The organism is Brevibacillus sp. AG (assembly GCF_028369215.1).
In the GTDB taxonomy this organism is placed as follows: Bacteria; Bacillota; Bacilli; order Brevibacillales; family Brevibacillaceae; genus Brevibacillus; species Brevibacillus porteri.
This window is the reverse complement of the sequence record NZ_JAQMYO010000001.1, coordinates 173604-199622: the sequence shown is the minus strand read 5'-3', so window position 1 is coordinate 199622 and position 26019 is coordinate 173604. Positions and strand designations below refer to the sequence as shown.

The 26019-nt window shown below is 45.8% G+C and carries 34 protein-coding genes; 13 read left to right on the top strand and 21 right to left on the bottom strand.

The window, feature by feature from the left end; translation table 11 throughout:
* Positions 1 to 59 precede the first annotated feature (59 nt).
* Together POF51_RS00820 and POF51_RS00815 are read right to left on the bottom strand one after the other, a co-directional pair.
* A complete protein-coding gene (locus POF51_RS00820) occupies positions 60 to 1112 on the bottom strand; it encodes a P1 family peptidase (protein ID WP_271753275.1) in 1053 nt (350 codons plus the stop codon).
* A complete protein-coding gene (locus POF51_RS00815) occupies positions 1109 to 1669 on the bottom strand; it encodes a GNAT family N-acetyltransferase (RefSeq protein WP_069844838.1) in 561 nt (186 codons plus the stop codon). Before POF51_RS00815 ends, POF51_RS00820 begins: the two co-directional genes overlap by 4 nt.
* 176 nt (positions 1670 to 1845) lie before the next feature.
* Here POF51_RS00815 and POF51_RS00810 point away from each other — a divergent pair, with 176 nt between their 5' ends.
* The gene (locus POF51_RS00810) at positions 1846 to 2079 is read left to right on the top strand and encodes a hypothetical protein (protein ID WP_069844837.1); all 234 of its coding nucleotides are present in this window, start codon (positions 1846 to 1848) and stop codon (positions 2077 to 2079) included.
* Between the two features lie 215 nt (positions 2080 to 2294).
* Here POF51_RS00810 and POF51_RS00805 read toward each other — a convergent pair whose 3' ends face one another.
* Together POF51_RS00805 and POF51_RS00800 are read right to left on the bottom strand one after the other, a co-directional pair.
* On the bottom strand, positions 2295 to 2546 hold the full coding sequence (locus POF51_RS00805; RefSeq protein WP_017249020.1) for a hypothetical protein: 252 nt from the start codon (positions 2544 to 2546) through the stop codon (positions 2295 to 2297).
* 230 nt (positions 2547 to 2776) lie between these two features.
* Positions 2777 to 3751, bottom strand: a complete 975-nt coding sequence (locus POF51_RS00800; protein WP_069844836.1) for a bile acid:sodium symporter family protein — start codon at positions 3749 to 3751, stop codon at positions 2777 to 2779.
* 178 nt (positions 3752 to 3929) lie between these two features.
* Here POF51_RS00800 and POF51_RS00795 point away from each other — a divergent pair, with 178 nt between their 5' ends.
* Entirely contained in the window at positions 3930 to 4166 is a 237-nt protein-coding gene (locus POF51_RS00795) for a hypothetical protein (RefSeq protein WP_069844835.1), read from the top strand.
* 136 nt (positions 4167 to 4302) lie between these two features.
* On the opposite strand, the gene POF51_RS00790 is transcribed toward POF51_RS00795, so the two are convergent.
* Positions 4303 to 4755, bottom strand: a complete 453-nt coding sequence (locus tag POF51_RS00790) for a YhcN/YlaJ family sporulation lipoprotein (protein WP_069844834.1) — start codon at positions 4753 to 4755, stop codon at positions 4303 to 4305.
* 612 nt (positions 4756 to 5367) lie between these two features.
* Between POF51_RS00790 and POF51_RS00785 the strand changes: the two genes are divergently transcribed.
* From POF51_RS00785 to POF51_RS00765, 5 genes are all read left to right on the top strand, one after another.
* Entirely contained in the window at positions 5368 to 6042 is a 675-nt protein-coding gene (locus tag POF51_RS00785) for an O-methyltransferase (RefSeq protein ID WP_069844833.1), read from the top strand.
* 173 nt (positions 6043 to 6215) lie between these two features.
* Complete coding sequence (locus tag POF51_RS00780) at positions 6216 to 6707, top strand: GNAT family N-acetyltransferase (protein ID WP_069844832.1); 492 nt, start codon at positions 6216 to 6218, stop codon at positions 6705 to 6707.
* 75 nt (positions 6708 to 6782) lie between these two features.
* Entirely contained in the window at positions 6783 to 7331 is a 549-nt protein-coding gene (locus POF51_RS00775; RefSeq protein ID WP_069844831.1) for a GNAT family N-acetyltransferase, read from the top strand.
* 260 nt (positions 7332 to 7591) lie between these two features.
* Positions 7592 to 7936 (top strand): YkgJ family cysteine cluster protein, encoded by a 345-nt coding sequence (locus tag POF51_RS00770; protein ID WP_069844830.1) that lies wholly within the window; start codon positions 7592 to 7594, stop codon positions 7934 to 7936.
* Positions 7937 to 8084: 148 nt separating this feature from the next.
* A complete protein-coding gene (locus POF51_RS00765) occupies positions 8085 to 8771 on the top strand; it encodes a DUF4386 domain-containing protein (protein ID WP_069844829.1) in 687 nt (228 codons plus the stop codon).
* 67 nt (positions 8772 to 8838) lie between these two features.
* Here POF51_RS00765 and POF51_RS00760 read toward each other — a convergent pair whose 3' ends face one another.
* The 14 genes from POF51_RS00760 to POF51_RS00695 form a co-directional block, all read right to left on the bottom strand.
* Entirely contained in the window at positions 8839 to 9096 is a 258-nt protein-coding gene (locus POF51_RS00760; RefSeq protein ID WP_017249031.1) for an HPr family phosphocarrier protein, read from the bottom strand.
* 33 nt (positions 9097 to 9129) lie between these two features.
* On the bottom strand, positions 9130 to 9852 hold the full coding sequence (locus tag POF51_RS00755; protein WP_069844828.1) for a KDGP aldolase: 723 nt from the start codon (positions 9850 to 9852) through the stop codon (positions 9130 to 9132).
* Positions 9853 to 9857: 5 nt separating this feature from the next.
* Positions 9858 to 10973 (bottom strand): DgaE family pyridoxal phosphate-dependent ammonia lyase, encoded by a 1116-nt coding sequence (locus tag POF51_RS00750; protein ID WP_069844827.1) that lies wholly within the window; start codon positions 10971 to 10973, stop codon positions 9858 to 9860.
* Positions 10974 to 11013: 40 nt separating this feature from the next.
* On the bottom strand, positions 11014 to 11664 hold the full coding sequence (locus tag POF51_RS00745) for a DUF4310 family protein (protein ID WP_017249034.1): 651 nt from the start codon (positions 11662 to 11664) through the stop codon (positions 11014 to 11016).
* Positions 11664 to 12452, bottom strand: a complete 789-nt coding sequence (locus POF51_RS00740; protein WP_069844826.1) for a DUF4311 domain-containing protein — start codon at positions 12450 to 12452, stop codon at positions 11664 to 11666. Before POF51_RS00740 ends, POF51_RS00745 begins: the two co-directional genes overlap by 1 nt.
* 21 nt (positions 12453 to 12473) lie before the next feature.
* Positions 12474 to 12812 carry a DUF4312 family protein gene (locus POF51_RS00735; protein WP_069844825.1) on the bottom strand — a complete coding sequence of 113 codons (339 nt, stop codon included), beginning with the start codon at positions 12810 to 12812 and terminating at the stop codon, positions 12474 to 12476.
* Positions 12813 to 12815: 3 nt separating this feature from the next.
* Positions 12816 to 13178, bottom strand: a complete 363-nt coding sequence (locus POF51_RS00730; RefSeq protein WP_069844824.1) for an SFCGS family glycine-rich protein — start codon at positions 13176 to 13178, stop codon at positions 12816 to 12818.
* A gap of 32 nt (positions 13179 to 13210) precedes the next feature.
* Complete coding sequence (locus POF51_RS00725) at positions 13211 to 13582, bottom strand: hypothetical protein (RefSeq protein ID WP_069844823.1); 372 nt, start codon at positions 13580 to 13582, stop codon at positions 13211 to 13213.
* Positions 13573 to 14718, bottom strand: coding sequence for an amidohydrolase/deacetylase family metallohydrolase (locus POF51_RS00720; protein WP_069844822.1), 1146 nt, complete (start codon positions 14716 to 14718; stop codon positions 13573 to 13575). The genes POF51_RS00725 and POF51_RS00720 overlap by 10 nt, the downstream gene beginning before the upstream one ends.
* Positions 14678 to 16648 (bottom strand): BglG family transcription antiterminator, encoded by a 1971-nt coding sequence (locus POF51_RS00715; RefSeq protein ID WP_069844821.1) that lies wholly within the window; start codon positions 16646 to 16648, stop codon positions 14678 to 14680. The genes POF51_RS00720 and POF51_RS00715 overlap by 41 nt, the downstream gene beginning before the upstream one ends.
* Before the next feature lie 189 nt (positions 16649 to 16837).
* The gene (locus POF51_RS00710; protein ID WP_069844820.1) at positions 16838 to 18667 is read right to left on the bottom strand and encodes a UbiD family decarboxylase; all 1830 of its coding nucleotides are present in this window, start codon (positions 18665 to 18667) and stop codon (positions 16838 to 16840) included.
* A gap of 73 nt (positions 18668 to 18740) precedes the next feature.
* Positions 18741 to 19442 (bottom strand): YjjG family noncanonical pyrimidine nucleotidase, encoded by a 702-nt coding sequence (locus POF51_RS00705; protein WP_069844819.1) that lies wholly within the window; start codon positions 19440 to 19442, stop codon positions 18741 to 18743.
* Between the two features lie 130 nt (positions 19443 to 19572).
* Positions 19573 to 19932 (bottom strand): YmaF family protein, encoded by a 360-nt coding sequence (locus POF51_RS00700; RefSeq protein WP_083261511.1) that lies wholly within the window; start codon positions 19930 to 19932, stop codon positions 19573 to 19575.
* 104 nt (positions 19933 to 20036) lie between these two features.
* On the bottom strand, positions 20037 to 20681 hold the full coding sequence (locus tag POF51_RS00695) for a hypothetical protein (RefSeq protein WP_271753250.1): 645 nt from the start codon (positions 20679 to 20681) through the stop codon (positions 20037 to 20039).
* 117 nt (positions 20682 to 20798) lie between these two features.
* Here POF51_RS00695 and POF51_RS00690 point away from each other — a divergent pair, with 117 nt between their 5' ends.
* Entirely contained in the window at positions 20799 to 21326 is a 528-nt protein-coding gene (locus POF51_RS00690) for an isochorismatase family protein (RefSeq protein WP_271753248.1), read from the top strand.
* 142 nt (positions 21327 to 21468) lie between these two features.
* A complete protein-coding gene (locus tag POF51_RS00685; RefSeq protein WP_106833228.1) occupies positions 21469 to 21843 on the top strand; it encodes a DoxX family protein in 375 nt (124 codons plus the stop codon).
* A gap of 89 nt (positions 21844 to 21932) precedes the next feature.
* Here POF51_RS00685 and POF51_RS00680 read toward each other — a convergent pair whose 3' ends face one another.
* Complete coding sequence (locus POF51_RS00680; protein ID WP_271753245.1) at positions 21933 to 22103, bottom strand: tryptophan RNA-binding attenuation protein; 171 nt, start codon at positions 22101 to 22103, stop codon at positions 21933 to 21935.
* 190 nt (positions 22104 to 22293) lie between these two features.
* Between POF51_RS00680 and POF51_RS00675 the strand changes: the two genes are divergently transcribed.
* The 4 genes from POF51_RS00675 (at position 22294) to POF51_RS00660 (ending at position 25003) form a co-directional block, all read left to right on the top strand.
* Entirely contained in the window at positions 22294 to 22503 is a 210-nt protein-coding gene (locus POF51_RS00675; RefSeq protein WP_069844813.1) for a CDGSH iron-sulfur domain-containing protein, read from the top strand.
* 280 nt (positions 22504 to 22783) lie between these two features.
* On the top strand, positions 22784 to 23767 hold the full coding sequence (locus tag POF51_RS00670; RefSeq protein WP_271753242.1) for a zinc-dependent alcohol dehydrogenase family protein: 984 nt from the start codon (positions 22784 to 22786) through the stop codon (positions 23765 to 23767).
* A 113-nt stretch (positions 23768 to 23880) separates the two neighbouring features.
* Complete coding sequence (locus POF51_RS00665) at positions 23881 to 24273, top strand: YkvA family protein (RefSeq protein ID WP_017249055.1); 393 nt, start codon at positions 23881 to 23883, stop codon at positions 24271 to 24273.
* Between the two features lie 88 nt (positions 24274 to 24361).
* Positions 24362 to 25003, top strand: a complete 642-nt coding sequence (locus POF51_RS00660; protein WP_069845462.1) for a DUF3885 domain-containing protein — start codon at positions 24362 to 24364, stop codon at positions 25001 to 25003.
* Positions 25004 to 25013: 10 nt separating this feature from the next.
* Here POF51_RS00660 and POF51_RS00655 read toward each other — a convergent pair whose 3' ends face one another.
* Positions 25014 to 25931 carry an aldo/keto reductase gene (locus tag POF51_RS00655; RefSeq protein ID WP_069844811.1) on the bottom strand — a complete coding sequence of 306 codons (918 nt, stop codon included), beginning with the start codon at positions 25929 to 25931 and terminating at the stop codon, positions 25014 to 25016.
* Positions 25932 to 26019 lie beyond the last annotated feature (88 nt).

The window sequence follows — 26019 nt, the reverse complement described above, 5'->3', positions numbered from 1 at the left end:
ATTGTTTAACAAATGAGCTGACAACAAAACTCCGCTAAGCGCTAGCGGAGTTTTTTCATTTAACGAGACATGATTTCTACGAAACGATCAAGTGGTAATGCATGTACGGTTCTGTTTTTCTGGCCTTGTATCGTTTCCGCCATTAACATGGAGTTCAGGATCGCTTCCTTGACCGCTTCGATTGCTGCTTCAAACAGTGCATCCAGTTGTTCGGACGGAAACATTTTCATTGTGCTCATTTGCTCGTCGCCATATGAATAGCAATTTCCTGTGGAAAAGGTCAGAAAGAAATCACCGCTACCCTCCTCGCCAATCGCGCCGAGCTGTGCCATCGCGAGTGACGCTCGCTTGGAAATGCGCTTGCATTGTGTCGGCAAGAGAGGCGCGTCTGTCGCAATCGTGACTAAGAAAGAACCATCATTTTCTGGTGTTACCCACGGCAAAGGAACTTCATTTTCGGAGATCATCTGGCCCACAGGAATGCCATTCACTTTCAAATCCTGTCTTCTGCCAAAATTCGTCTGCACTAATGCCCCAACAGTAAAAGTGCCACATTCAGTCTCGACGATGCGTGAGGAGGTTCCGATTCCGCCCTTGAATTCGAAGCAGATCATCCCGGTACCTCCGCCTACATTGCCTTCCTCGACATTTCCTGTATGCGCCTCTACAATCGCTTCTTCCAAATCCTCATACTGAATCTGCGTCTTTTCGAGATCACTTAACCAACCATCCCATGTCTCCGCGACGATTCCATTAGAAAACGGTTCAAGCCCCTCGATTTTTCTCGTCGCACGAGCAAGATGATGATGTGCCAGCCCTAGCAGATGGCTTCCCGTAAATAAGATCGGTGTCACAAGCGTACCGGTCTCTTCTATCCAGTGACTTCCCGTAAACTCTCCCGTACCGTTAAAGGAGAAAAAACCAGCAGGAAAATGCTGCCCCTCCAATTGTCCGTCGTTGGGAACTATCACCGTGACACCTGAACAAACGTCTTCCTTGTGAATCGTTTTGTGGCCGACTCGGACTCCTTTTACATCTGTAATTGCATTATACACACCTGGGGTACCCGTCCCAATCAATACGCCACATTCTCTCGCTCGTTTTCTCGTCATGTTACTCTCCTGTCATTTATGAATCTTCCCATAATAATGGTGTTGTAGTAATTGCCATCGGAAAGAACTTTGTCACCCCTGAGTACCCCTTCGATTTCAAAACCAAATCGTTTGTACAGCTCAATGGCTTTCTCATTCGTTTCCATCACATTCAACGTCATTTTGGTAATGTGGTTGGCGTCTGCCCAGGCAACTGATTCTTGCAAGAGATTCTTCCCTATGCCATAACCCCATAACTCTTGTAAGACGCATACACCAAACTCTACTTTGTGTGCAAATCTGTTTAAGTAAACACCTGCACATCTGGAAAACCCGACAATCCGATCCTGTACAACCGCAACTAAAAACAAGTTTCTTGGACTTTCTGCATCCGTATTGATGATGTGTTCGAATCCTTGCACATCAATGAAAGCCTCTCCTCTTTCTCTGTCCAAATTTTCAGTCTCTCCATCGATTTGCAGTCGCAATTCCGACAACTGTTTTGCATCTGTTTCTATTGCAGAGCGAATCGTGTAGGATAACCCATTCACAGAAAGTAGTTGTTGGCTGATTATCATCATTTTTCTCCTATTGGTAAAATTTCGGTCTTTTATTCTATCATAGGTAGAAGTCTTTGTGAATCTTCTCTCTTCATATTAGAAAGAGGAAATTACATTGTTTACATAATATTTATTATGTTTATTTATTCGCCTGACTGTGGATATGCTACAATAAGGGAAAGGAGCGTGCTCGCATGAATTTTTCCAAATCATTTTATTATATGGTCGACCATTCCAAGGTAGAGGAATATAAAAAGATGCTTGATCTAATGAAAGTCCCCTACATCGTGGAAGCACCGATCGTCTTGCTAAATCAAGGAGCGAATGAATACTCCTTCGTTTTTCCTAACATGTCAGGTCGTCTTTATGGAATGGTGAGCAAGTTATTTCAAGCCGATGGGAAGCCATATCCGACGAATGAAACATAGGCAAAAAAAAAGGACCCAATGATTGGGTCAAATAGGAAGTGGAGAGAATGCATGCTATGTAACATATTCTAACATGAAAAGAACGGATGTCAACCAAACTTTCGAATTTTCTGTATTTTTGTGTTAGATTTCATTACATATAGACTTGGATTTTTGTGCGAAAAGAAAGAAACCCTACATGAGTTGAATTTCATGTAAGGTTTCCACACGCACAGCTATGCATGGACATTGATAATTTTCTCCATCTCGATCCATTGACTAATCGTTTGGTTTGCTAATTGAACACGCCTGGCCTTCGGGTCTACCCATTTAACCACACCCCACATGCTGCACGTATTCCCCCGCTCCCCCTCAAAGGACACACACCAGCTCACATTCAATGGATAATTTTCTCTTCCCGAATCTCGCAGCATGTACATAAATGCCTCTCTTTCTTTGTCCGTTACTTCAAGATCGCCGTTAGCCACGCGTTTCCACCCGCCTCATCCTGTGTGAGAAATTGTATTTCCATTATAGTGATTACGAACACAAGTTCGCAACCTTTTTTTCAATTCCTCATGAACGGTGAGAGAAAACGGTAGGTACTTGCCTTATGAGAGGTTCCTCTCTAAAAGTCTCCCCATTTGTTCTGCCAAGTCTTGAGGACCATAAGAAAAAAGCCGTTTTCCAAAAATTAATTGGAAAACGGTTCTTACTTTTAACTGGATAATTCCTGTGTTTGATGCTGCGGTCTTTTCTCGACCAGCTCCAAAAACTTTCCGAAGGTAGAAGCGAGTATTTGCTGAAAAAGCATACCGAGAACAACGGGAAGCGCAACAGGCGCAGGAAAGTACGTGATCGCCATAACTGCCCCAGCACTAATGTTTCGCATTCCACTGTTGAAGGTTAACGTGACGATCACATCCCGCTCCCATCCGAACAGCCTTGCGATCCCCCACCCCATCAAATAACCCAAAATAGCTACAAACAACACAAGGATCGCCATCCCCACCAGTTTTGCGTCCATCATATGAAAGTAAGACGAGACCATCGAGCTGTTGATCGCGACGACAACACCCATTCCCATCTTAGAAAATGGCGCTAATTTTGGTGCCAGCGTTTTTTTGACGTTCCCTTTTGATAAATGGTTGAGCAGCATACCGACAAGCGATGGCAACACGATCATATAAAATAAACCCTTCATCAGTTCAGCCAAATCCATCTCCACTGTTGCCCCTAAAAACAAGGACATCCCCAACGGAACAATCAATGGGGAGAGCATCGTATCCAACAAAATAATGGATAGCGTTAATGCGATGTTCCCGAAATAAATCGATGACCACAAAAAGCTCGTGATCCCCGTTGGAATTAAAGCAGCCAATAAAAAGCCCGTGATGACATGGATATCATCTGGATAAAACAACCGTGCCATTGACCAAGCAATTAGCGGCATAAGTGCATGTAGAATGAATAAGTTGACGATTAAAGGCAGTGGTCTGGTCAGTACCTTTGCAAATTCTTTAAATCCTGAACCCAGACTGCCGGCAAATGTCATGAAGGCAAATACCCAAGGAGACAAAAAAGCAAACGGTTGCAAATGTGTTCCTGCTATTACGCCAATGGCAACACTACTCGGCGTGAGTATGGGCATGATTTTCTCTAGCGTTCGATTCAGTTTGGCTAACCCGCTCATCTGATACACCTCAAGTCTCGTCCTTTGATGCTATTGATGTGAGGTATGTTATCATGAACAGATTATTGTTACAAGACCAAAGTTCATTAGTAGATTACATACAAGTCATATATTCGCAATTTCACCTTGCATACTTTCGCGCATGGGAGTAAAGCCTATGACGGAAAGGAGGTATTTTATGAACGGAATGGATTGGGTAGAATTTATCCGAAAAACCGAAGATAAGATGTATCACCTCCATCGAGCGATAGATGGAATCTGTAATGATCCCGACTATAAGGAATCCGTTACGACCTTGACGGAAGTGGTAAGAGATTATCAAGTACTTGTGGAAAAAGCCAAGGGTGAATTACGCGGCATCGACTTCCATCGAGATCGAGAGCGCGCGCATCATTACGATCATGATCACCACTAGCCTATATAGACTCCCAGTTAGGGAGTTCTTCTTCGTTAGGTAATCACAGAATATTCATTTCACCTTGATCATTCTGTCAAAACAGACAGCAAGAACCTCACTCTACCCATATAGTGTGTGAGGTTTTTGAAATAGGCTAGCCCTTCATTTTCTTTTCTATTTCTTTTAAGGATTTCTTCTTCTGGCATGCCGCTTTTACATCGGTTGGCCACGGTTCGTCACTTAGCCTTTGCAAATCTTTTATCAATCGCTTGTCAGCTGTCACATGAATATCGGCATCTGGAAAGGCCTCTTTTAATTTCTTTCCGACTTCTTTTTGAATCGATTCCAACTTGAACCGATTAAAATTCGTTACTTGAATAGCTACGTCGAGCTCTTTGTCGATTTGCACTGCCACTATTTTGTCTATGCCCTTCACGCTCGCTGTAATCGATCTAGCGCGCTCTTCCCATTGATAATGTCTAACGGGAACAGGCATGCACAACGACTCCACTTCCGTTTTTTGCTTCGTTTCTGTACCAGATTGCTTCGTACACCCCGTTACAATCAAAGCAAAAGCCAGCGTCAGCACCACGAAAGTTGCCCGCACACAAAACACCTCCTGACCAAAATCACCTGTTACTAGCTTGACCTGGAACGGAGGAAGTATGTAAAAAAAAAGCGGTGACTCCTCTGCATAATTTGAGTCACCGCGGACCCCAAGAACATTGCAAGTCCTATGTATAAGGATATAAAAAATCGCATCGAAACGCGATAGGAGATAGCTGGATATAACATGGAACAAAAAAAATCCCAACCAACAAAAAGTGGTTGGGGCGTACGGGGTAGTACGCATATATCATACGTGAATGATATAAGCATATAGGACTTCGCTTCAATTGACAACGAACAATAATAGGTACATTTGCCTATCGATGGAACAAAAAAATTGCGCCGACTTTGACTGCATCATTTAGTCGAACGCGTTGAATAGAATCCCCAAGGTTGGATTATACTAGCTAGCTTGGATTACTTTTCTATTATCTTGAAAACTCATCGTTCACGCTATGCGAAAATAATGGTAACAAGTGAAAATATTACCTATAGGGCTTGATCCACTATAGAAACCTTCCGCTGAAATGTGTGATTCGCTACAAAAAAGCCAGCCAGAAGTTTCTAATCGTGTTATGATATCCCTGTAAAATCTTGAGGAGTTGAGATCATGAATAGAGAGCAATGGACAGCGGTTGATCACTATTTTACGGATAAATTACTAGAAGCCGATTCCGTTCTAGACACAGTTCTTCAAGAGAACGCAGCTGCAGGCCTTCCAGCTATTGATGTAGCACCCAATCAGGGTAAATTCCTTCATCTGTTAGCACGGATCCAAGGCGCTCGTTCGATCTTGGAAATTGGCACTCTTGGTGGATACAGTACCATCTGGCTAGCCCGGGCACTCCCTGCTGACGGGCGTCTCATTACTCTCGAATATGATCCGAAGCATGCAGAAGTTGCACAATCGAACATTGCCCGCGCAGGACTCGATCAAATCGTAGAAGTGAAAGTCGGACTTGCCCTTGATTCCCTCATCCAACTTCACAAAGAAAATCAGGGTCCTTTTGATATGATTTTTATAGATGCAGATAAAAAAGGAAACCCCGACTATTTCCAATGGGCATTGAAGCTCTCTCGCAAAGGTACTGTGATTATCACGGATAATGTTGTACGAAGTGGTCAAGTCTTGGACGAAACAAGCACGGATCCTAATATTGTCGGTGTACGTCAATTCACCGATATGGTAGCGGAAGAGCAGCGTGTCAGTGGAACCGTTGTACAGACAGTTGGCAGCAAGGGCTATGATGGCTTTGCGATCATGCTTGTCACCGGAGAGAACTAGTCTTTTTCACTTTCAAAGGTTGTAACGAGTAGGAGTGTGTACATCTTGTTTAGGCTTGGTTTACCTAGCTTTATGCTCATCGCTAATGTCATTTTGGTTCTCGCGGTACTTTCGTTGATTATCAAAGTGTTGGTGAAGAGAGAATAGCTGATGTTTTTTGGAGGTGCTTTTCCTTGGAGCCATTGCGTGCTCAGTCCCTTGCTTTACGTGAAGTAACAGAGGCAGATCTCCCTATATTTTACAGGCAACAATTGGACAAATCTGCTCATGAGATGGCGGCCTTTACTGTCAAGGACCCTGAAGATAGAGACGGATTCACCGCTCATTGGACAAGGATTTTGAACAATGATTCGATTGTGAAAAAAGCCATTGTCTTGAATGGGCAGATTGTCGGTCATGTTTTGTGCTTTGAACTGTTTGGCTTGCCTACGATTGGATACTGGATTGACAAAAGCTTTTGGGGTAAAGGAATCGCGACAAATGCACTTACCCTCTTTTTAGAGGAACTCCGAACACGTCCTGTATATGCGCGTGTCGCTCATGACAACATTGCATCCATACGAGTGTTAGAAAAAAACGGTTTTCAGCCTTTTGGTGTCGATCGGGCATTTTCGGAGGCACGAAGTGAAGAAGTGGAAGAACTCATTTTGATCAAACACACATGAGGTTAGAAGCGCTTCCGTGAGCGCTTCTCCTTTTTTTATGCAGCGATCATTTCTAAATGGAAAGGGACATCCTACATGCAAGCAACGATATCTGCCATGCATTTAGAAACAGAACGCCTCATCATCCGTCCTTACGCAGAAGATAATTTGATGGAATCTTTTGAACTCATGCAAAACCCGGAGTTGTTTACCTACCTGCCCATGGACGTAATGCCTCTGGAAAACTACAAGCGCTTATTTCGCTGGCTACGAAGCAGTTATGAAACCCCTTTTGACAAGCCTTTTAAATATTCTGTGGCCATACGCGAAAAGGCTACTGGCAGGTTCATTGGCTGGTGTGGTGTTGGCGTTCTCGATTTTCTGGCTCCGGAAAAAGAGCTCTATTATTTAATCGGACGGGATTATTGGGGGAACGGCTATGCTTTTGAAGCTGCCTCCGCTCTTACTACGTACGCATTTGATGTAATCGGATTGGATCGATTGTACGCAAAAGCACACCCAGACAATGAAGCATCGCTACGCATCATTGAGAAACTCGGCTTCTCTTTTGAACGCGTCTTAGATGGCCTGACTGAGGACGACGAGGACTGTAACGGTGAATGGTTGTATGTTTTGACGAAATAAACAAGAGAGCATACAAAAGGGGCCTGCTGTATGGCAGCCCCTTCACTCCCCTCCCCAAATGTTCCGCCATTCTTTCGAAAGCATTCGTCAAAATCTTCCTACATGTGTTATAATAAAAGTACAGTATTCTCTTCTTACCGAATTTTTGAATAACCAACACAATTGAATGCGGTAGTTCTTAAGATGATCTCCTGAAACAGCGAGGATCATCTTTTTTGTTCTTTCTAGCAAACATCACATGACGAAAGGTTGTAGATGATATGGATGCATTGCCTTGCCAAGGCTGTAAAGGATTGTGCTGTGGTCCAGTTCCCATAACAGAGAAGGAGTATAAAATGATACACAAAAAATTGAAAGCGCTTCCAAAAAAGCTACGTGACGATCTGAAAAATCAACCGAGAATGTTTGGAACTTGTATCTTCTACGACATGCAAAAAGATCAGTGTGGCATCCATAGCGTTCGACCGGAAGTGTGTCGCGCTTTTGGGTATTACAAAGAGCTTGTCTGTTTTCGCAAACCGGAATTGGCAACGAAAGAAGCGCTGACCTTCAAGGAGAAACAGATTGGGTATTTGAGTATTGATTTTACTTGGCAGCATTTTTAAAGAAACGGAGCTCGGAGATATTCGGTTTTGCTTTCAGAATTTCAGAATGAAGCAAATCATGGATCTCAACTGAATAATATTGATATCGAGGAAGGCAGCATCACTTCATTTCATCCGCCAAAGGTAGTGTATGAGAAGGAGGCTCATTATGCTGAGGAAGAGTACAAATGCAGGTAGAAGGTCAGCAGTAATGACTGGGGTGTTATTAATAGTCGGGTTAGTTACAGGTATATGTAGTGTTGTTCCTGTTATAGATGGAACAAACTACCTTGTCGAAGCTTCTACAAATGAAAATCAGGTACGAATAGGTGCGTTTTTCCAGTTGTTAATGGTCGTTGCCTATGTTGGTATACCTATTTTGTTGTATCCGATTTTAAGTAAGCATCATAAAGGTTTAGCTCTTGGCTCTGTTGCTTTTGGGATCATTGCGGGTGTGTTCATTATTATTGGTGTAATCACTCTTCTGTTGCTATTGACAGTAAGTCACGAATTTGCAAAACTTGGAACTTTGCATGTATCGTATTTTCAGATCCTGGGTGGATTGTTACGGGAAGGACGTGATTTGGTTAACCATGTGGCAACGACACTGGCATTTGTTCTAGCTATGTTCTTGTTTACCTGCGTATTTTACCAAACAAAATTAGTTCCACGTTGGTTGTCAGTCTGGGGTCTTATTGGGTCTACATTGTCCATATCGGCAAGCTTATTCTTTATGGTTCGCTTCATCGGTCTGGATGCAACCTACATGACGTTGAACATTCCAATAGCCTTTCAACAATTGGTTTTGGCTATATGGTTAATCATGAAAGGATTCAACTCAACGAAACAGGATTGAGAAAGGGATGTCTCCTGACTTTTCACTGGAGACATCCCTTTTCTGTTACACGCATTCACGCATCCCTTTACTCCACACTTACCAAAACGCGCTCCAATGCATCCAGCGCCTGTTCCGCGTCTGCACCATCCGCAGTCAAGACGACCGACTGTCCTTTTGAAACAGCAAGGGACATGACGCCGATAATACTCTTGGCATTCACCTTCTTCTCATCCTTGTTCAATCCGATTTCACTGGAAAAGGAAGCTGCCACTTTCACAAACAAAGTAGCCGGACGCGCGTGTAATCCCTGTGCCAACCCGACGATGACCTGTCTCTCTCTCATCTGATTCACTCCTACCCCTTTCTCGTAAAATTGCTACAGTCCTTCTATAGCAGTCAGCAGTTCTTCTACCTGATCCAAACGAGTCAATCCCGTTTCCTTGTCGACGATCGATGTATAAATGTGCGGAATGACCTGCTTTGCACCTGCGGCAAGGCATACCTCCACAATCGGGCGAATCGAAGCTGCATCGATCCCGCCAGTCGGCTCAAAAACGGGAATCCCGTAACGTACGGCTGCTTCTGCCATCGCCTTGATTTCATTGAGCCTCTCCAGCCCGTCAACTGGATAAAATTTGACCGAGTGTACGCCAATCTCCGCCAACATCGCGGTGGCTGCATCGCAAGAGAGCCATTCAGACACTTTGTTGCTCATTGGTCCCGTTGTGACTTGAACCTTTCCTGGTTGTCCGCCGGGGGCAATCAATGCATTCACGATGGTATGCGAGTTGCCGACTGCCTGTAGCCCCCCGAGCGTATAGCCTGCTGCCGGAAATACCTGATTGACGTGATCTGGCTGTGTCTGCACCGCGACTTCAGCGACCTTTTTCCATTGAGTTGGATCACCTGCGCCCAGCCCTACAGACACTGGTACACCTGCTTGCTGATATTGTTCAACTGCGGTTATTGCTGCTTCTACGGACGCAAATCCTTTGACTAAGATTCCGATAAGAGCGCGGCCATCAGCCACGGAACATATTTGTTTTGCGTTTTCTACATCCCTTGCCAAAACGTTTAAACGAATTTTCGGTGTGCCCACTTTTGTTATTCTCCTTCTCTCTGTTTTAGCAGTAGTTCCTTCATTCGCGCTGCGATGATGTGCTCTTGCCCCTGGTGAAACGGTCGTGGATCAAAGGCAATCATACCCGTATTCACATAATGGTTGCGGGTAAAAATAGCTGGATTTCCTTGCTCCAGTTGGCGTGTAAGCTCCCGAGCAGTCATTCCCGTCACTCGTTCGTCAAGCTGAACTTGCACACGATAGATCGCCCGGCCTGCCTCATCTTGTGCGATCACTGCTTTCACACCAGGCAAGCTGTTCAGTTCCCCTGCCAGCCACTCCACTCGTCTACGCTGCTCGGGAACATTTTGCTTTTCGGGGTCGTACTGTCCAATCGCTGCAAGTAAACCCGCAATGGCTTCCTTTCCTACCTTCATGGCACGACCGATGCCTTTATATTGCGCGCGACATGCAGCCACCAGATCGGCACGACCTGTGATAAACCCAGACGTTGGCCCGCCGATTGCTTTTCCGCCACTGTAGATGACTAGATCGGCACCCATCGCTACATAGCGCCGCAGATCCTCCTCCGCCGCTGCGTCTACGATTACCGGAAGTCCAAACTCCCGACCGAGTTGAAGCATCGTGTCGAGCGACTGCATCCCTTTTTGAATCGCATGATGAGATTTGACATAGAGCAGCGCTGCGGTCTGATCATCAATGGCTTCTCGCAAATGGTCTTCTTCTACGTGATTGGCATGCCCGACCTCTACGACTTTCCCACCGCCCAGTGCAATCATCTGTTGAATGGAAGCACCGAAGTGCACCGCGTGTCCTTTTTGGATGATGATCTTGTTATTCAACCCGTCGGAAAGAGGAAGCCGTTCGATCAAACTCAGATGGCGACCGGCTATGACTGCCGCTACACTAATGGCAATGCCTGCAGCTGCTCCCGAGGTAGGACAACCGTCTTCTGCTCCGGTCGCCTCTGCGATATGACGACCTGCCACAATCATCAGCTCGCTAATTTCTACATAATCCATGGCCGCTTCTCCCATAGCCTGTGCGATAGAAGGATGGACGGCACTTGCACCCAGTGCCGTCATCTTACCGCTTGCGTTAATGACTTGCTTCAACCCTAGCTGCTGATAGATTCCCATGGTTTGCCCATCCTTCCTGTGAAAACTCTTCGCTCTTCCCTCATTGTGTCGGGATCGGGAAAATGGCTCCGAGGATCATGGCTCCGATAATCGCACCACCCGCAATCGGTTTGTTGTAATAGTAAAAAATCGCTGCACCTGCTGTTGCGCCGAGTCCAACTGGAATCGAAGCCATAATCGCCGAAATGACAATCAATGGACCTAAGTAACGACCTGCTGCGTTTCCGGCTCCCATCATGACATCCGCACCAAAGGTGGAGTTCGATGCGTTGATCGTGTACTTCCGAATCAAAATAATCACGGTACCAATGATGAAGCCCAAGAGTGCACCTGTCGCCAGCGCCAAAGGAAAAGAAGTCAACGGAGCTGTAAAGCCTGCTCCCAACATCAACGCTGGAACGCCAATCCCGATACCTGTTTGCAACGAGCCGCCAATATCGAGAATTCCAACCAGCGGTCCCTCCAAAACGCGGGCGAACAAAAAGCTCGCACCAAACGCAGCAGCCGCACCGTATCCGCCACCCTTGATCCCTGCCTCCAGCATCGCAACGATGGCGATATCGTTAAAAGCACCGACATGATACACATAGTACAAATGAGTACCCGCAAAGATTCCTGAAGACAAGCACGCCACAAAGAGGGGAAATGCCCATTCTGAATACCAAAACCCTTTTGCCTGCAATTCACCCATTACTTTTTCACCACCGATCCGAATGTTTCGTGGAGCTCTATCAACCACTGTGGAATTTCCACGTACATACTCTTCAAGAGCGCGACGTCAAAACCGCGGAAGAAGCCACTGAATACAAACAAGAGAATGACTGCAATAAACATGGATTTCGTAATTTTGTTCCAACCACTGTCATCCAAGCCTTTACCGATCAATATACCCAAGACGATTCCAGGCACCGCATTGCCCATGACTAAATGCGATAAACCGCCCAAGACCGTTCCCCAAATCCCTGTCCGTTTGCCTGCATCCATTGCCGCCATCCAGAACACAATCGGCATGATCGGGTTGATCAACCAGTTCGCAGCAGGAACCAGTACCTTCGTCGCTACAAGCTGCATCGATTCGGGAATCGCCGTAGCGGTTGAGTTCAGCAGTGTTACAACCACGACACCAACCGCCGCCCCGGCAATTGCCATTTGCTTTGGATTGTGCAACGTCTCTGCCACATTCTTGTTACGCCAGAGCAGCACAGCCGCTGCCCAGTTCGGGATGACGCGATGATCCACATCTTGCGTCAAAGCACCGGCACCGACAACAGACGCCCATGAGTTGAACAAAAAGCCAAGTCCAAATGAAAAGTGGGAAATGGGATCGCCCGAACATGCGTTCAGCTCTCCAAAAGTCCGGAAGGCTCCCATCCCTTGGACATTGGGTGCATGGAACATCCTCGCCGCCCCCGCACCAACACCGAAGCCGACCAATGCCCCGATGACGATCGACTTCAACACAATCATCAAAGTAACCATGAACCTACCCCCTGTCTGCTTCTATCGCTGACGAACCAACTGCCCCATACCCGCAGTCTGCTCGGTCTGCTGCTGAAACGTTATGTTTTCTACCTGGACCAGTCCCAGCCTCACTTGAATATCTACAGTGATGTCATACCGCGTTCGTTTGCGTGGAAAGAACAATCCAAAAAACCGCTCATGCTTCACTGTTTCTGTCGCAGACACAATGGAAACTCCTACTGGTTCGATTCGCACGACCAAATCACTCGTCTGTCTCGCTACGACATGCTTGATTTGGGAAAAAATCTTGTTGAAGGCCCCTTCTTTCGTATCGCCACTGCCGGATAATCGCAAGGTCTGCGTCGTCTCCGTGTACATGGATTACTTCCCTCCCAGCTTGATGTATTCTTCCACCATGCGTCTGCCCAGCTCTTCTATATCCATGAAGCCAAAACCAATCACTTTTTTGCCGCTACGCAAGGCAGTAATACCAGCATCTACTGAGCGCAAGCCGTACTCGACCGGAAAACCATACTTGGTCTTGGCAGTCAGTGCCCCAGCCCCACCACTTCCGCAAAAAGACAGCCCGAGATCTGCACTCTCACTGACCATGACATCTCCTACCTTCATATCAGCGCCAACACCTGGAATGACGATCGCGGTCCCGCCAGCAGCTTCGATTCCTTTTGCGATGTTCTGTCCTTTTCCGAGACGATCACCAATCACGATTTTTACCTTAGACATATACATAACCTCCTTTTATTCACAGCGATGTTTTACGATGGTCCCATCTGCATGGCACGAATGGCTTCAAAATGGACAGCCAACAGAAACGCTTCTGTATCATCTGCCTGCCACGCACTTTTTTCTTCCGAGAGGACTTTGTGCGAGAGCGTAACCATATCGGGATGAATTTCGGCGAATAACTCCGCTTCAATCACGGGCAGCTTTTCACCGTTTGTCATCCGTCGTACAAATGCCATTACATGAGCCCCGATGGCTAGCCAGCGATCTCGCGGTATATGAATCTCCAAGAGGCGAAACTCCTCCTCTATTTTTTGGAGAATCTGTTTTGATTCAGAAATTTCAGATAAATAATCCGATTTTGTCTCAGCCAGTTCCTTGAGAATGTCATCAATCATTTGCATGTCAGTACCTTTCCTGAAGTAATCGCTTGATAAGCCACTACTCTTTCCTTTGTCTCCAATGTTTCTTGTTCACTGTCCATCAAAATTGTCGGCTCTTTTTTGATCTGCAAAATGGATACGTCCGCGCATGCCCCTACTTTCAACGTTCCAATCTCGTTTTCCAGCCCGAGAATTCGTGATGGACCTAGCGTACTCGCCGCAATCACATCGTCGAGCGAGTAGCCCATAGCGAGAAACTTCGTAAGTGTGTGCGTCAAGCTGTGCACAGGACCATCGATGTTGCGCTGGTGAACATCCGTGCTAATGACATGTGGCATAATACCATGGGCCTGCGCATGACGCAGTGTTTGGAAGCTGAAGCTCGCTTCGCCGTGCCCGATGTCGAGTAAGACTCCCCGCTCCAACGCGTCTTGCGCCTCTGGAATCAACTCGCCTCGTTCGTCGAACATCCCTCCTTTTTTTCCGTGAAACGCATGTGTCACCACGTCCCCTCGGTCTAGCAGAGGCAATATTTCCGTGAGTTTTGGCGGAGCGTTTCCGATGTGTACCATCATGGGTACGCCCGCTTCCCTCGCCGCTTCCTTGGCTACGAGCAAGGGATGGATCCCGTTTTGCTTGACGACAGAACCGCTCATGCGGGCTTTTATCCCTCGTAATATCGGTTGTTTTCTTATGAGGGCTGCTGCTTCTCTCGGGGTTAACCGCGACATGTCTGCGAGCTCCCCGCCGCCTGTGCACAAGCCATCCCCTGAAATGTTCAGAAATGCCAGAACACGAGTAACAGAAGGATACACTGCTTCTTCAAGAAAAGCATCAAACGACCATAGCCCGACACTGCCAGCATCTACTACGGTTGTCACTCCTTGCTCGACGCCGACCCGATCCGCGACTACGCCCAAACTCGTCTTTGTCGGGAAAACGTGAGCGTGCAGATCGATTAGACCGGGAGTCACCACGTATCCCCCTGCATCGATCGTTTCCTTGCCTTCCAGATTCATCCCTTGGTCATCGGTTGTCTTCCCTTTCTCATACAACCCAACGATCCGCCCTTCCCGAATAGCAAGATCATAGTGCCCGTTCACGTTCTGGGAAGGATCAATGACCTGTCCGTTGCGTATGAGTAGATCCACTTTCACTCTCTACCGTCCCCTTTCCTAAAAAATAGCGCATAATGGCCGTCACTTCACTAGGCGGAACTTGGAGGTTTGCCGCAGCCATCAATTGGTTCAGCTTTTCACGCCATGCCTTCCATTCTTTCGATTCTGCCTCAGTCGCCGATTCCCACTCCTCCTGATAGGGTGAGCCAAAAGCCAGTCGATTCACCATCAACAGCAGGTGCAGCGTCAGTCCGCTTGCCATTTGTTCCGTTACGTACTCCCGAAAAGCAGTCACGATTTTTTGACTGATCTCATACCCTTTGCAGATGACATCCTGGGACAATCTCTCCACCACCGGCAAATCTGACGGATTGAGATCAGTAGTCAGTGTTGGGAACCAAGCTTCCTTGCGAGCATTCACAGCCTGTTGTCGATTTCCTTCCGCCACTTGCAAAGCTTCCAGACAGTTCTGAATCTGGTTGATATCTTGGCGTGTTGGAAGAGGACTGACAATCACAACAGGCACCTCGGCTTTGATCGGCAGGACACTGATGATGACATCCACGCGACGACTCGCCAAATACTTCTCTACCTCTGTGCTGGAACACAGACCTACGACCCGAAGTGAACGCAATTCGCTTTCCAGATACGTTTTCAAAAACCGCGAAGTTCCTCTGCCTGTTCCGCAAACGACAAGCGCATCTGCCTTTTTCTGCTCCAGCCAGCGATCATAACCTGCCTGGAAATGCAGGACAAAGTAAGCAATGTCTGCATCAAGCCAATAGACCCCCCGATGCCAAAATACTTCTTCGCAAGAGCGTTTGACTGCATCAAACATGCGTGCGTAAGAACGGCGAATCTCCTCCGTCAGTGGATTCGCAAAAAGAACTCCCTGACGATAACGGTTCAAACTATCATCCAGATGAGCAAAAAGCAGTCTGACCAGCTCCTGATCCTCGTACAACGGTGCCAACATCCGACTGCTAACCGCTTCTGTCAGCTCCTTGGTTGCCTGGAAAACGTCCAAAACGATCCTACCTGCACGCGCTTCTCTTGGCACCTGTTCAGTCCCTAGTAGCGGAAGGCACGCATACGCAATCTCGTGTTCGAGAATATCGACGTTCAATCGCTGACAGAATGCTCGAACCTCGTGTGAAAATAGCTCGTACCCGCTCCAATGCCTCGCTTCTCCCATCTCGGCATCATCCGCAGTGACCAATTGGCCCCTTTGTACACGATGGACGACAATGCATAAGCGAATCAGTAAACTAATCAACACTCGGTCTGCCAGCGTCTCCGCAGCAGCATTCATCCATGCTTTGATGCTGTGAATGATCTCCCCTAACTCTGTCCGGCTGATCAGCCATTTCTCCAATAACGGACCTGTTCGCGCTTCTTGTCCATACTCTAAAAGCATTCCCTGTACCATCCGATACATGTCGATTCCATCCAGCAGATCGTGAATCAAGTTTTCGAGAGCATACCGCTTGTGCCGCTCACTCCCGTCCACACGTACACCGTACCTTTGCTTCGTGACGAGCTCGAGACGCCAGCCATCGAGCAGCTTTTCCGCGTCCTTGACATCGGCCACGACAGTATTGCGACTGACTCCCATATGGTCGGCCAAATCGTTCATCCGCTGATACCCTTCTGACAGCAGAAGAATGAACAAAAAATGCTTGACCCGATCCTTTTGCGGCAGAATGAGTGTCTTGCTGTCATCCCTTTGCAAATTTTCCTTCAAAGCATTTCGATGCTCTTGCTCTTCCGTGATCCACAGCCCTTTATTCGGTTGAGAATGGAGGATGACATTTCGTTCCTTTAGCCATTGCCTGACGTTATCCAGGTCGTACTTGACGGTGCGTTCGCTTACCTGGAAATCGCGCGCGACGTCCTTAATTTTCAGCGGATAGTAGCTGTCGAGTATCACCTTCAGTAATGCATGGGAACGTGTGGTTAAAAAGACCATTCCTTTCTCCTTTCCATAAAAAGCTGTGTCCTTACTTGAGATTCATTATAGAAAACGCTTTCTCGGTGGTAAAGAACGATTCCTTTCCCCATCAATCGTGCAATTTTTGCAATTATCAGTTCGATTCGACAGCGCATAAAAAAGCCCGCAACGAAAGGTTACGGACCTCTACTTTTAAAAAGAGCTCACTTACAGGATTCCACCCAAGCTCGCACCTTTGACAAACAGTCGTTCGATATTTTTCTCGACAGTTGGATCGGGTACCAATGGCGGTGCTTGATGGGGCTTGGTACGTGCATCGATAATCAGATTATCACAACCCCAATGCTTGTTCTCGTAGTAACTGTTCACGCCGTAAATGTCGTGGGATGGATTACTGCGTGTAAAGGTTGCCCACAGGAAGTTTTGAAGAGACGCGCTCATGAATGTACTGTCGTCACAAAGGATGATCATCGGGCAAGACGGGATCGGACCTCTCGCTTGAATCGCGTCACACAGATTCTGTAATTGCTGCTGGGCGCTCGCGTAATCGGTAAAAGCAGGACCTTGGATCGACACCACACCTGGCATAATCAAGCGGGCATTCTCAAACTCTCGCAAATCCTTCAGCTCATCCGGCACCTCTTTGCACAGCTCTCGTTTTTGATCGCCGTAAGCAGCGAGGACAACCTTACTGCCGCTGTTTAAGCCTGTTCCCGAATAATCCAACGTATCAATGGTCGTGTTCGTATAAAAATGAACATCGCGATGCAGGTCGATTCTCTCCAAAATATAGGTCATAAAATCAACTTCATCATGCGTCGTCAATGGTCGATTTTCTTCTGCGGTAATGAATAAATACTTGGCCAAGCTCAATTGGCCAGTTCCTAAAATGCGGTTGGCAATGGTGAGCATCTCCGTCGGCTGTTTGACTTGCTGATACGGCGTATATCGCTCGCTTCCGATGGCAAACAGCAGCGGATGCACACCGGCAGCATCTACAGCATGTACTTCTTTTACACCTGGGATTTCTTGCTTGATCGCATCGCCCGTTAACTCGTGAATCAGTTGACCGAATGACGTATCTTCTTGTGGTGGACGGCCCACAACTGTGAATGGCCAGATCGCATTCGGCTTGGCGTACACTTTCTTTACCTTCATCACAGGGAATGGATGGATCAGACTGTAATAGCCCAAATGGTCGCCGAATGGTCCTTCTGGTTTCGTATCTCCCGGATAAATATCTCCCGTGATTACAAAATCCGCATCATTGCTTACGCAGTAACCATCGATATAGCTGTAGTGAAAACGACGCCCAGAAAGCAAACCGGCAAAAGTAATTTCGCTCAAGCCTTCTGGCAACGGCATTACAGCCGATAAAGTATGGGCAGGCGGACCGCCAACGAAACAACTTACTTTCAGCGGCATCCCCATTTTGGTCGCTTTGGCTTGGTGGACACCAATTCCACGATGGATTTGATAGTGCAAGCCAATTTCTTTGTTTACCTCATACTCATTACCAGTCAACTGCACACGGTACATACCCAAATTGGAATTCATGATTCCAGGCTTGTCCGGATCTTCCGAATAGATTTGGGGCAACGTGACAAAAGCTCCGCCATCCATCGGCCAGCTTTGGATAAGTGGCAGGTCTGTTATGCTGATTTCCTGTGCGGTTACCGGCATGCTAGTCGATTTTTTTGCAGGCAAAGCCTTTAGAGCAGCAAAGCCGTTTTCGATATTTTTAAATGGCTGCTTTAGCGCTTTCATCGGATCATTGCGCATAGCGATGATATTTTCAGCGGCTTGCCAGGTGCTTCTGAAAATAAACTTGCTGCGCTCGATTGTGCCAAAAAGATTCGATACCGCACGAAACTTTGAGCCTTTTACATTTTCAAACAGTAAGGCTGGCCCGCCAGCTTCGTACACCTTCAAGTGAATCGCGGCCATTTCTAGATAGGGATCAACTTCTTCGCAAATACGGACCAAATGTCCGTGCCTTTCCAAGTCAAGGATGCACTCTTCTAAATTCTGATACATATCTATAAGGCTCCAATCACTAGTTTCTAGATTTACCTGTAGATCAATACCTTCTCATCATACAGGAAAGATCCTACAAATTCACGTTACCCTTCCGCACAATTTCTTGAAGGTCGCTCAGTTCTCTGATTTCGTAGGTTGGCTGAATGCTCGTCTGATTTTCCTTGCCTAGAGGATTGAACCAGCACGTATCGATCCCGTAAAGGGCTCCCCCTTGTATATCAGAGGTCAACGAATCTCCCACCATTAATACGTTCGCCTTCTCTGTCCATTGCAGTTTGGAGAACGCGTATTCAAAAATTTCCCGATCCGGCTTTTTGTAACCGACCTCTTCGGAAATAATCAGGTGCTCAAAAGAGTTGCTAAGCGGTGAAGCGGCAATTCTTGCCGTTTGCACAGAGGCGAACCCATTCGTAATGATCGCCAAGCGGCAATCCTCCAAACTGTTGCACAATTCAACCGCTCCCGGTATCAAATGCACTTCTTTGCCCAAGGATTCGAGATAGGCGCTGCCGAACGCCTCTGCATCGACGTCTAGCTGAACAGCTTTGAAAAGTCTTCGAAATCTCTCTACACCCAGCTCTGCTAGAGTGATTCGCCCCTTTTCTAAATCCTCCCACAATCCTTTACTGATCTCTTTGTAAGTCACTCCATAATCAGAAGATCCCGTAGCGAGTCCAAACTGAGAAAACGTCTTTTGTAAAGCATTTTCTTCTGTCGTTTTGAAGTCGAGAAGTGTATCATCTACATCGAATAATATGACTTGATAGCGCATGGTAACCTCCATAAATCTTTACTGATCAAGTATTCGTACGAACTAACACCTTTCTATCATATCAAAAACAGCAGGCCAACCTGCATACAAAAAGCCTCGAACTGTATCATTCGAGGCCGTGAGAGATTTATTAGAGGAGCGGCTTCTGGATCAACGTGGCGAATTTGAACCGATGGACATGTCCGTCGTTAAACGTGGTCCTCCCACTTACGAAATGAACATGTTTTCCATTTCCAACCGGAATTGCGGGTCCAGTTACAATTCGTACGCGATGGAGATGATTGAAGAAGTCTGTATTGGACCGAATGACATGAACGTGGCTTTTTCCTCTGGGGATTGCTTGACCAGTGACGCCAGCAAAACGGTGATTGTGTCGATCTGCTCCTTCTTCTGCAAGCTGCGTGCTACCTAAAAACTCATGAACATGTCTCTGAATTCTTGTTGTACGTTTACTTTTTAACTTCCATTTTAATCTTTTTTTATTAGCCATTGTTTTCATCCTTCCATCCCTGGCTTGCTATCACTGTATTCAGTGTGACAAGGAGGCGAACTGGTCAACAGCTTGTTTCCTACGAAAATCCATACTACCCTAACTTAATTCGCGCTTTTTCCTACATAGCTCCCTGCCATGATGATCGAATTCGTGTATCCACCACTTACATTTTCGAAACCTGAGAGCAAGGTTGGGACCCCAACAAATTCAACCGTATCATCTTCATAGACATCTAATGCACCTAGGTAAACAACTTGGTAGCTATCCTCCTCGTCATTGACGACATGCAAGACGGAAATCATCCCGATTTCCGGTATTTCTTCTTCTTCGATGCTCAACACTGTTCCTTTATCTCGAATCATCGAAGCATGATACTTGGAAATGTTTTTATTGATATGTTTCGGTTGCACATTTTGATCGACTAACTGCTGAGCTTCCTTCACTTTGTCCCCAGTTGCCGGAAACAGATGAGCATGCTTTGCCAAAAACGCTTTGGATTCCGGTGGAAATTCTTCTCCAGCTTCAAAGCCATTCACTTCATGTAAGGCGAGTACAGCCATCGAAAAGTACATAGCGACATTATTATTTTCTGATTCCGCAACTGCCTCTGTACCTTCACTCGTGGAAGAAGAGCCTTGTTTGGCTAAATTGGAAAACACGGAAGAAGTACTTGAATTCGTTGAACCACATCCTGTAACGAGAATGAATGCGACAAAAATGAATGCATAAGAAAATGAAATTCTCATCTCACTCAACCTTTCCTATTATTTCCTTCCCCTCATTATCTCATGGTATTTCCCTTGCAGGAAGTCCACCCTTTCCTTCCGAATTCTCTCTCTACATGGTAGAAGGAAGGTGAAACAATGAACGCACTCTTAGTGATTGATGTGCAAAACGGAATTGTGAGTTGTGGGGATTACAAAGAGGAACTTTTTTTGATGGAACAGGTGATCAAAGATTTTAAAGATAGCAATTGTCCTGTCATTTTTGTCCAGCATGTGGATGATGCAGAAGAAAGTCCCCTGAAAAGAGGCTCTATCGGTTCTGAAATACACTCTTCATTAAAAGACTATTCCGACTTCATCATTGAGAAGCAAACCCCTAGTTCTTTCTTCCAAACTGAACTCACACAGACTTTAGAAAAGTTAGGGGTCGATCATCTTTTTATCATTGGTTTTGAGACGGAATTTTGTTGTATGTTTACGGCGATCGCTGCCTATGATCGCGGATATAACGTGACGTTCATTAAGGACGCAACTGGAACAACCAATACCGCTGAATCATACGGCATGCAAGGATTAGACGTTAAACAGTTTGTAGGAACCGTTCTCCATTGGTCAAGTGTCATTGAAGTAGTAAACTACACTGAGTACACTGAAAAATACAAGTGATGTGAGCAGGTCGTACCTGTTATCCGAGGACTCGCAGATACACGATCCTTTGTAGAACGTTCAGTCATTGCTATATGACAAAAGATGTCATAATGGTCGGTTTATACTGAATCCATCAACGAAACGATTGGAGGATTTCAGTATGATAGGTCTGCGTATTTTTGCAAAATGGGTAATGATCGTAGGGTTGTGCTTGATGTTCCTTTCAGCTGGTATTTATAAGCTGATTGGACATCAAGAGACAACACTTGCTTTCCAAGCATTGGGGTTTCCCCATTGGTTCCAAGTTGTGATCGGTTTAGGTGAAGTGCTCGGCGGACTGGGCTTACTGATGAAAAAGTATGCGCGGTACGCCGCCTATACGCTCGCAGTGATTATGCTTGGTGCTACAATCACTCTTCTTTTACGCGGTGATATGACTACTGTAGCGATTCCGTTTGTCTTACTCCTTGTTTTCTTGCTTATCGGTCGCCAGAGTGGTAGCAAAAAACAGCCGAATAACGCTACGCCGATTTAATCCGACTGCTCACAAAAAAGGCCGTCAGTTCCCACCCGTAGCCAGGTGAGGATCTGACGGCCTCCCGCTTTTTCTTCAAGCTCGTTCGTTTACAAATGCTTTTTTATAAAGTGTAAGAGGGTCTGACCTTGTGCGGTAAGAATCGCTCCCTTACCTTGGCATTTGGGGCATGATTCCTCTCGCTTGTTTTCATTCACTAGAGTCCCCTTGCCTTCGCATTCCCAGCAGGATTGCTCTAAGTCATCCATTGAAATCGTCATGAGGCAAAACCCTTTCCCTGCTAAAAATAACCGTACCTTGTCCTGATTTTAACACGAATTCGTCATGTTCTGCCAGCAAGTTCACTATCGCGATGGCTGGCTCTTCCTATGTAGTCAAACAATTATTTATCACATACCCTTCTGCTCGCAATCATAGTAGGTAAAGATAGTAAAAAAGGAGGGATGACATGTGGATCAAGAAAAAGTAACCATCAAGATTAACGACAATGGATCAATTCGTGTTACTGGTGCAGTTGAATTGCTGGATGGAGCAGGCGACAAGTATGAAGTCGGTTCATCTTTTTCACTCTGTAGATGCGGTCAATCCGAGAAGAAACCGTTCTGTGATGGCACGCATAAAAAAGTAGGTTTTGAAAGTGCACCACGGGCAAAAGCATGATTTGAAAGAGCGCAGATGCGCTCTTTTTTCACTTATCGATCACTTATGATGTAAATTTGTTTCCTCATTGGTATAATTTTGAAGAACCACGGCATTTTTAGGAGAGCCGTCTTATTTTTCATGATTGTCCAGATTCTCTAACATTCCGCAAGCCAAGTTCTCGTTTTGATTGACGGCGTTTATTTTTTATACCTACAATAATGACATTCCGATCCCATACGCTTTGACGAAGAACGATCCTTCGTTCAGTTATGCCTGACAAAGTTAGGAGTTCACAACCATGTACGCACAAACAGTACGTTACGATCAATTTGGCGAACCCCATGAAGTATTGAAGGTTGAACAGCGGCTGATTGAACCTCTTAAACAAGATGAAATTTTGGTAAAAATGAGCGCACGTCCTATTAATCCTTCTGACGTCATTCCGATTCGTGGTGCCTACAAGCATCGCATCAACCTTCCCGCCATTCCTGGGTATGAGGGGGTTGGTACCGTTATGGATACAGGTCCTTTTGCTCCCCGCTCTCTTATCGGTAAACGTGTTCTGCCTTTGCGCGGTGAGGGTACATGGCAAGAATACGTAAAAACGACAGCCGAGCTAGCCATTGCGGTTCCCGATTCGATCCCAGATGATATCGCCTGTCGATTGTACATCAATCCCATCACTGCGTGGGTCATCTGCAATGAGACGCTTCAACTGTCTTCCCATCAGTTTTTGTTAGTCAATGCAGTCAACTCAGCCATTGGCCGTTTATTTATTCAGCTATCCGCTCTTTTTGGTTTTAAAGTGATCGCCATCGTCCGAAACGCAAGATATACCGAGGAGTTGATGCAACTTGGGGCGTGGCATGTCATCGACAGTTCACGTGTGTCTATTTATGATGCCATCATGAGTGTAACGAACGGACAAGGTGCTCATGCGTCTATTGATTCCATTGGCGGCCCAGATGGTTTAGAGCTGGCAAAGTCTACACGTGCCGGCGGGATTTTCTTATCGTTAGGCCTTTTATCGGGAGTTCAAGTGGATTGGTCGATCATTTCGAAAGAGCTTGGCGTTCTCCCTCAACTATTTTTATTGCGCCACTGGAATCAACGAGTTTCCGTGTCTACCTGGCACGAAACGTTTGAGAAAGTCATCGAGCTCGTTCAGAATGGGAAGCTCCTTTTAGCAGAGCCTGGAGAGAAATTTGCTTTGCATGATGTTAAAGAAGCAGTGCAATTTGCGGAGAGCCGTCAGCGTACGGGGAAAATCATCTTGCTGTAATTGGTCCTATACGGCTCTCGTTCTGTAGGGATGTACAAGTGGTTTACATAACATGAAGCCAAAAATGAGCGTATTCTCGCCCTTTTTGGCTTTGACGAAACATAGGAGGTCCTATGGCTAAACATGAAAAGATGTTTCTTAAAAATTATGAATCAAAAGCCTCTGAATATCTGAACGATAAAGAAAAAGCATCAAATCTCCTAAAAAAAGCAATGAAAAAAGCAGATAAAAAAGCGATCGGAGATGCTTGGGAGAATTTACAGCTCCTCTTTCATATTTTCGGGGATTGGACGAGTGGAAAATATCGAACAATCCCTGTTAAATCCATATTGATGATTATTGGCGGGATTTTATACTTTGTTTCACCCATAGACGCCATCACAGATTTTATTCCTGTTGCTGGTTTACTAGATGACGCGACAATCATAGGATTGGTGTTTCGACAAGTGAGCAGCGACCTTACTCTGTACAAAGAGTGGAAAGAAAAAGATTTTTTACAGGAATAGAGGAACAATCCATTCAATGGATAGTAGGAGAGTCTCTGTTCTCTCCTATTTTTTTATCCGAATGATTCTAGTAGAGCGAGGTACTTTGATGACGTTACCCGAGTATTTACATCATACATTTCCAACGTTATTGCTTAGACCACCCTTGTTTTATAGCTGGGATATTGGAATCCGTTTTGAGCTGGGGGTGAACTACGATTACCATAACGTTTATGAAAATTGCCCTTATTTACAGGGGGTTAATAGGCGAGCAATTACTTTATTTAAGACTTTACATGCACCTAACGATGACATCTATATTGTAGTGGATGTAAACGATTTTGGAGACGGTGGGGCTTTTAACCGTAAATTGAACGCCTTTTCCAAGTATGTGAAGAATAAATCACTTTTGTATAAGCTTAGGCAAAATACCATTCCTTATGTTTTTCCAGAAGACGATGAAAATGAAGTCTATCGAACGCATCGGTTCTTCTTGAAGTGTAAGACGTCGGACTTTGCCTATGTTCCCATGATAAAAGCAATCTCCCGTCAGGATATGGGATTAAAACCACGTATTTTTCATCGGGTCTACTTTATCAATACGAGCAAACATACCATCTTTCACATCTATGATGATCGAGGCTGTGATTTATTAGCCACTTCTCCTGAAACAATCAGAGGGATATATGACACCTATCCTCATTGGATATTAGATTATGACAGAGCCAAGATCGATCAGGTATTTTTGTAAATGAAATCAGTTACGGCAAAACATTTCCGGCAGAGCGATAGATGTCATACCACTCTTCTCGCGTCAAACGAATATGGGTCGCTTTCATGCACTCTTTCATTCGGTCGATATTCGTCGTGCCAATGACAGGTTGCATGTTCGCCGGGTGCCGTAGTAGCCAAGCGATGGCGATTGTTGTGTTGGATACTTCATATCTAGCTGCCATTTCATCGATTTTTTTGTTCAACTCAGGAAATTTCTCGTTCCTAAGGAAAGATCCTTCGAAAAATCCATACTGGAACGGCGACCAAGGCTGAATCGTAATATCATGCAGCCTGCAAAAGTCGAGTACACTGCCATCGCGGTTCACAGCCGAGTTGTTCTCCATATTGACGTTGAAGCCTTGCGAAATCATCGTCGCGTTCATAATGCTGAGTTGCAACTGGTTAGCGACGATTGGTTGCTTCACATACTTGTTTAACAACTGGATCTGCATCGGATTTTGATTGGAGACGCCAAAGTGGCGTACTTTACCCGTGCTTTCCAGAAGATCGAACGCTTCCGCTACTTCTTCCGGCTCGACAAGAGTGTCTGGGCGATGCAGCAGCAATACATCTAAATATTCCGTTTTTAGACGTTGTAGAATGCCATCCACAGCATTCAAAATATATTCTTTGGAAAAGTCGAACATGCCGGGCCGAATGCCACATTTCGATTGCAAAAGGATACGCTCACGAACGCTAGGGCTCATCTGAATCGCTTCTGCAAATACTTCCTCACATCTGCCCTTTCCATAAATATCTGCATGGTCGAAGAAATTCGCACCTTCTTCAAGCGCCGTTTGTACGAAGCGCTCCGCTTGCGGCTTGTCTAGTGACCCTATCCTCATGCACCCAATTGCGATGACTGGTACTTCTAACTTGCTCGTGCCGAGTGGTATGGTTCTCATGTCAAACCTCCGATTCTAATAAGTGGGTCGTGCGATAGAGCAAAGAGCCTTCCCCAATTACCTGGAAGGACTCTTTGTTTGGTGTAAC

Coding starts and splice junctions, on each gene's coding strand:
- POF51_RS00820 (WP_271753275.1), bottom strand. CDS start 1,112: ATGACGAGAAAACGAGCGAGAGAATGTGGCGTATTGATTGGGACGGGT.
- POF51_RS00815 (WP_069844838.1), bottom strand. CDS start 1,669: ATGATAATCAGCCAACAACTACTTTCTGTGAATGGGTTATCCTACACG.
- POF51_RS00810 (WP_069844837.1), top strand. CDS start 1,846: ATGAATTTTTCCAAATCATTTTATTATATGGTCGACCATTCCAAGGTA.
- POF51_RS00800 (WP_069844836.1), bottom strand. CDS start 3,751: ATGAGCGGGTTAGCCAAACTGAATCGAACGCTAGAGAAAATCATGCCC.
- POF51_RS00795 (WP_069844835.1), top strand. CDS start 3,930: ATGAACGGAATGGATTGGGTAGAATTTATCCGAAAAACCGAAGATAAG.
- POF51_RS00785 (WP_069844833.1), top strand. CDS start 5,368: ATGAATAGAGAGCAATGGACAGCGGTTGATCACTATTTTACGGATAAA.
- POF51_RS00775 (WP_069844831.1), top strand. CDS start 6,783: ATGCAAGCAACGATATCTGCCATGCATTTAGAAACAGAACGCCTCATC.
- POF51_RS00770 (WP_069844830.1), top strand. CDS start 7,592: ATGGATGCATTGCCTTGCCAAGGCTGTAAAGGATTGTGCTGTGGTCCA.
- POF51_RS00765 (WP_069844829.1), top strand. CDS start 8,085: ATGCTGAGGAAGAGTACAAATGCAGGTAGAAGGTCAGCAGTAATGACT.
- POF51_RS00760 (WP_017249031.1), bottom strand. CDS start 9,096: ATGAGAGAGAGACAGGTCATCGTCGGGTTGGCACAGGGATTACACGCG.
- POF51_RS00750 (WP_069844827.1), bottom strand. CDS start 10,973: ATGGGAATCTATCAGCAGCTAGGGTTGAAGCAAGTCATTAACGCAAGC.
- POF51_RS00745 (WP_017249034.1), bottom strand. CDS start 11,664: ATGGGTGAATTGCAGGCAAAAGGGTTTTGGTATTCAGAATGGGCATTT.
- POF51_RS00740 (WP_069844826.1), bottom strand. CDS start 12,452: ATGGTTACTTTGATGATTGTGTTGAAGTCGATCGTCATCGGGGCATTG.
- POF51_RS00735 (WP_069844825.1), bottom strand. CDS start 12,812: ATGTACACGGAGACGACGCAGACCTTGCGATTATCCGGCAGTGGCGAT.
- POF51_RS00730 (WP_069844824.1), bottom strand. CDS start 13,178: ATGTCTAAGGTAAAAATCGTGATTGGTGATCGTCTCGGAAAAGGACAG.
- POF51_RS00725 (WP_069844823.1), bottom strand. CDS start 13,582: ATGCAAATGATTGATGACATTCTCAAGGAACTGGCTGAGACAAAATCG.
- POF51_RS00715 (WP_069844821.1), bottom strand. CDS start 16,648: ATGGTCTTTTTAACCACACGTTCCCATGCATTACTGAAGGTGATACTC.
- POF51_RS00710 (WP_069844820.1), bottom strand. CDS start 18,667: ATGTATCAGAATTTAGAAGAGTGCATCCTTGACTTGGAAAGGCACGGA.
- POF51_RS00705 (WP_069844819.1), bottom strand. CDS start 19,442: ATGCGCTATCAAGTCATATTATTCGATGTAGATGATACACTTCTCGAC.
- POF51_RS00700 (WP_083261511.1), bottom strand. CDS start 19,932: ATGGCTAATAAAAAAAGATTAAAATGGAAGTTAAAAAGTAAACGTACA.
- POF51_RS00695 (WP_271753250.1), bottom strand. CDS start 20,681: ATGAGAATTTCATTTTCTTATGCATTCATTTTTGTCGCATTCATTCTC.
- POF51_RS00690 (WP_271753248.1), top strand. CDS start 20,799: ATGAACGCACTCTTAGTGATTGATGTGCAAAACGGAATTGTGAGTTGT.
- POF51_RS00685 (WP_106833228.1), top strand. CDS start 21,469: ATGATAGGTCTGCGTATTTTTGCAAAATGGGTAATGATCGTAGGGTTG.
- POF51_RS00680 (WP_271753245.1), bottom strand. CDS start 22,103: ATGACGATTTCAATGGATGACTTAGAGCAATCCTGCTGGGAATGCGAA.
- POF51_RS00670 (WP_271753242.1), top strand. CDS start 22,784: ATGTACGCACAAACAGTACGTTACGATCAATTTGGCGAACCCCATGAA.
- POF51_RS00665 (WP_017249055.1), top strand. CDS start 23,881: ATGGCTAAACATGAAAAGATGTTTCTTAAAAATTATGAATCAAAAGCC.
- POF51_RS00660 (WP_069845462.1), top strand. CDS start 24,362: ATGACGTTACCCGAGTATTTACATCATACATTTCCAACGTTATTGCTT.
- POF51_RS00655 (WP_069844811.1), bottom strand. CDS start 25,931: ATGAGAACCATACCACTCGGCACGAGCAAGTTAGAAGTACCAGTCATC.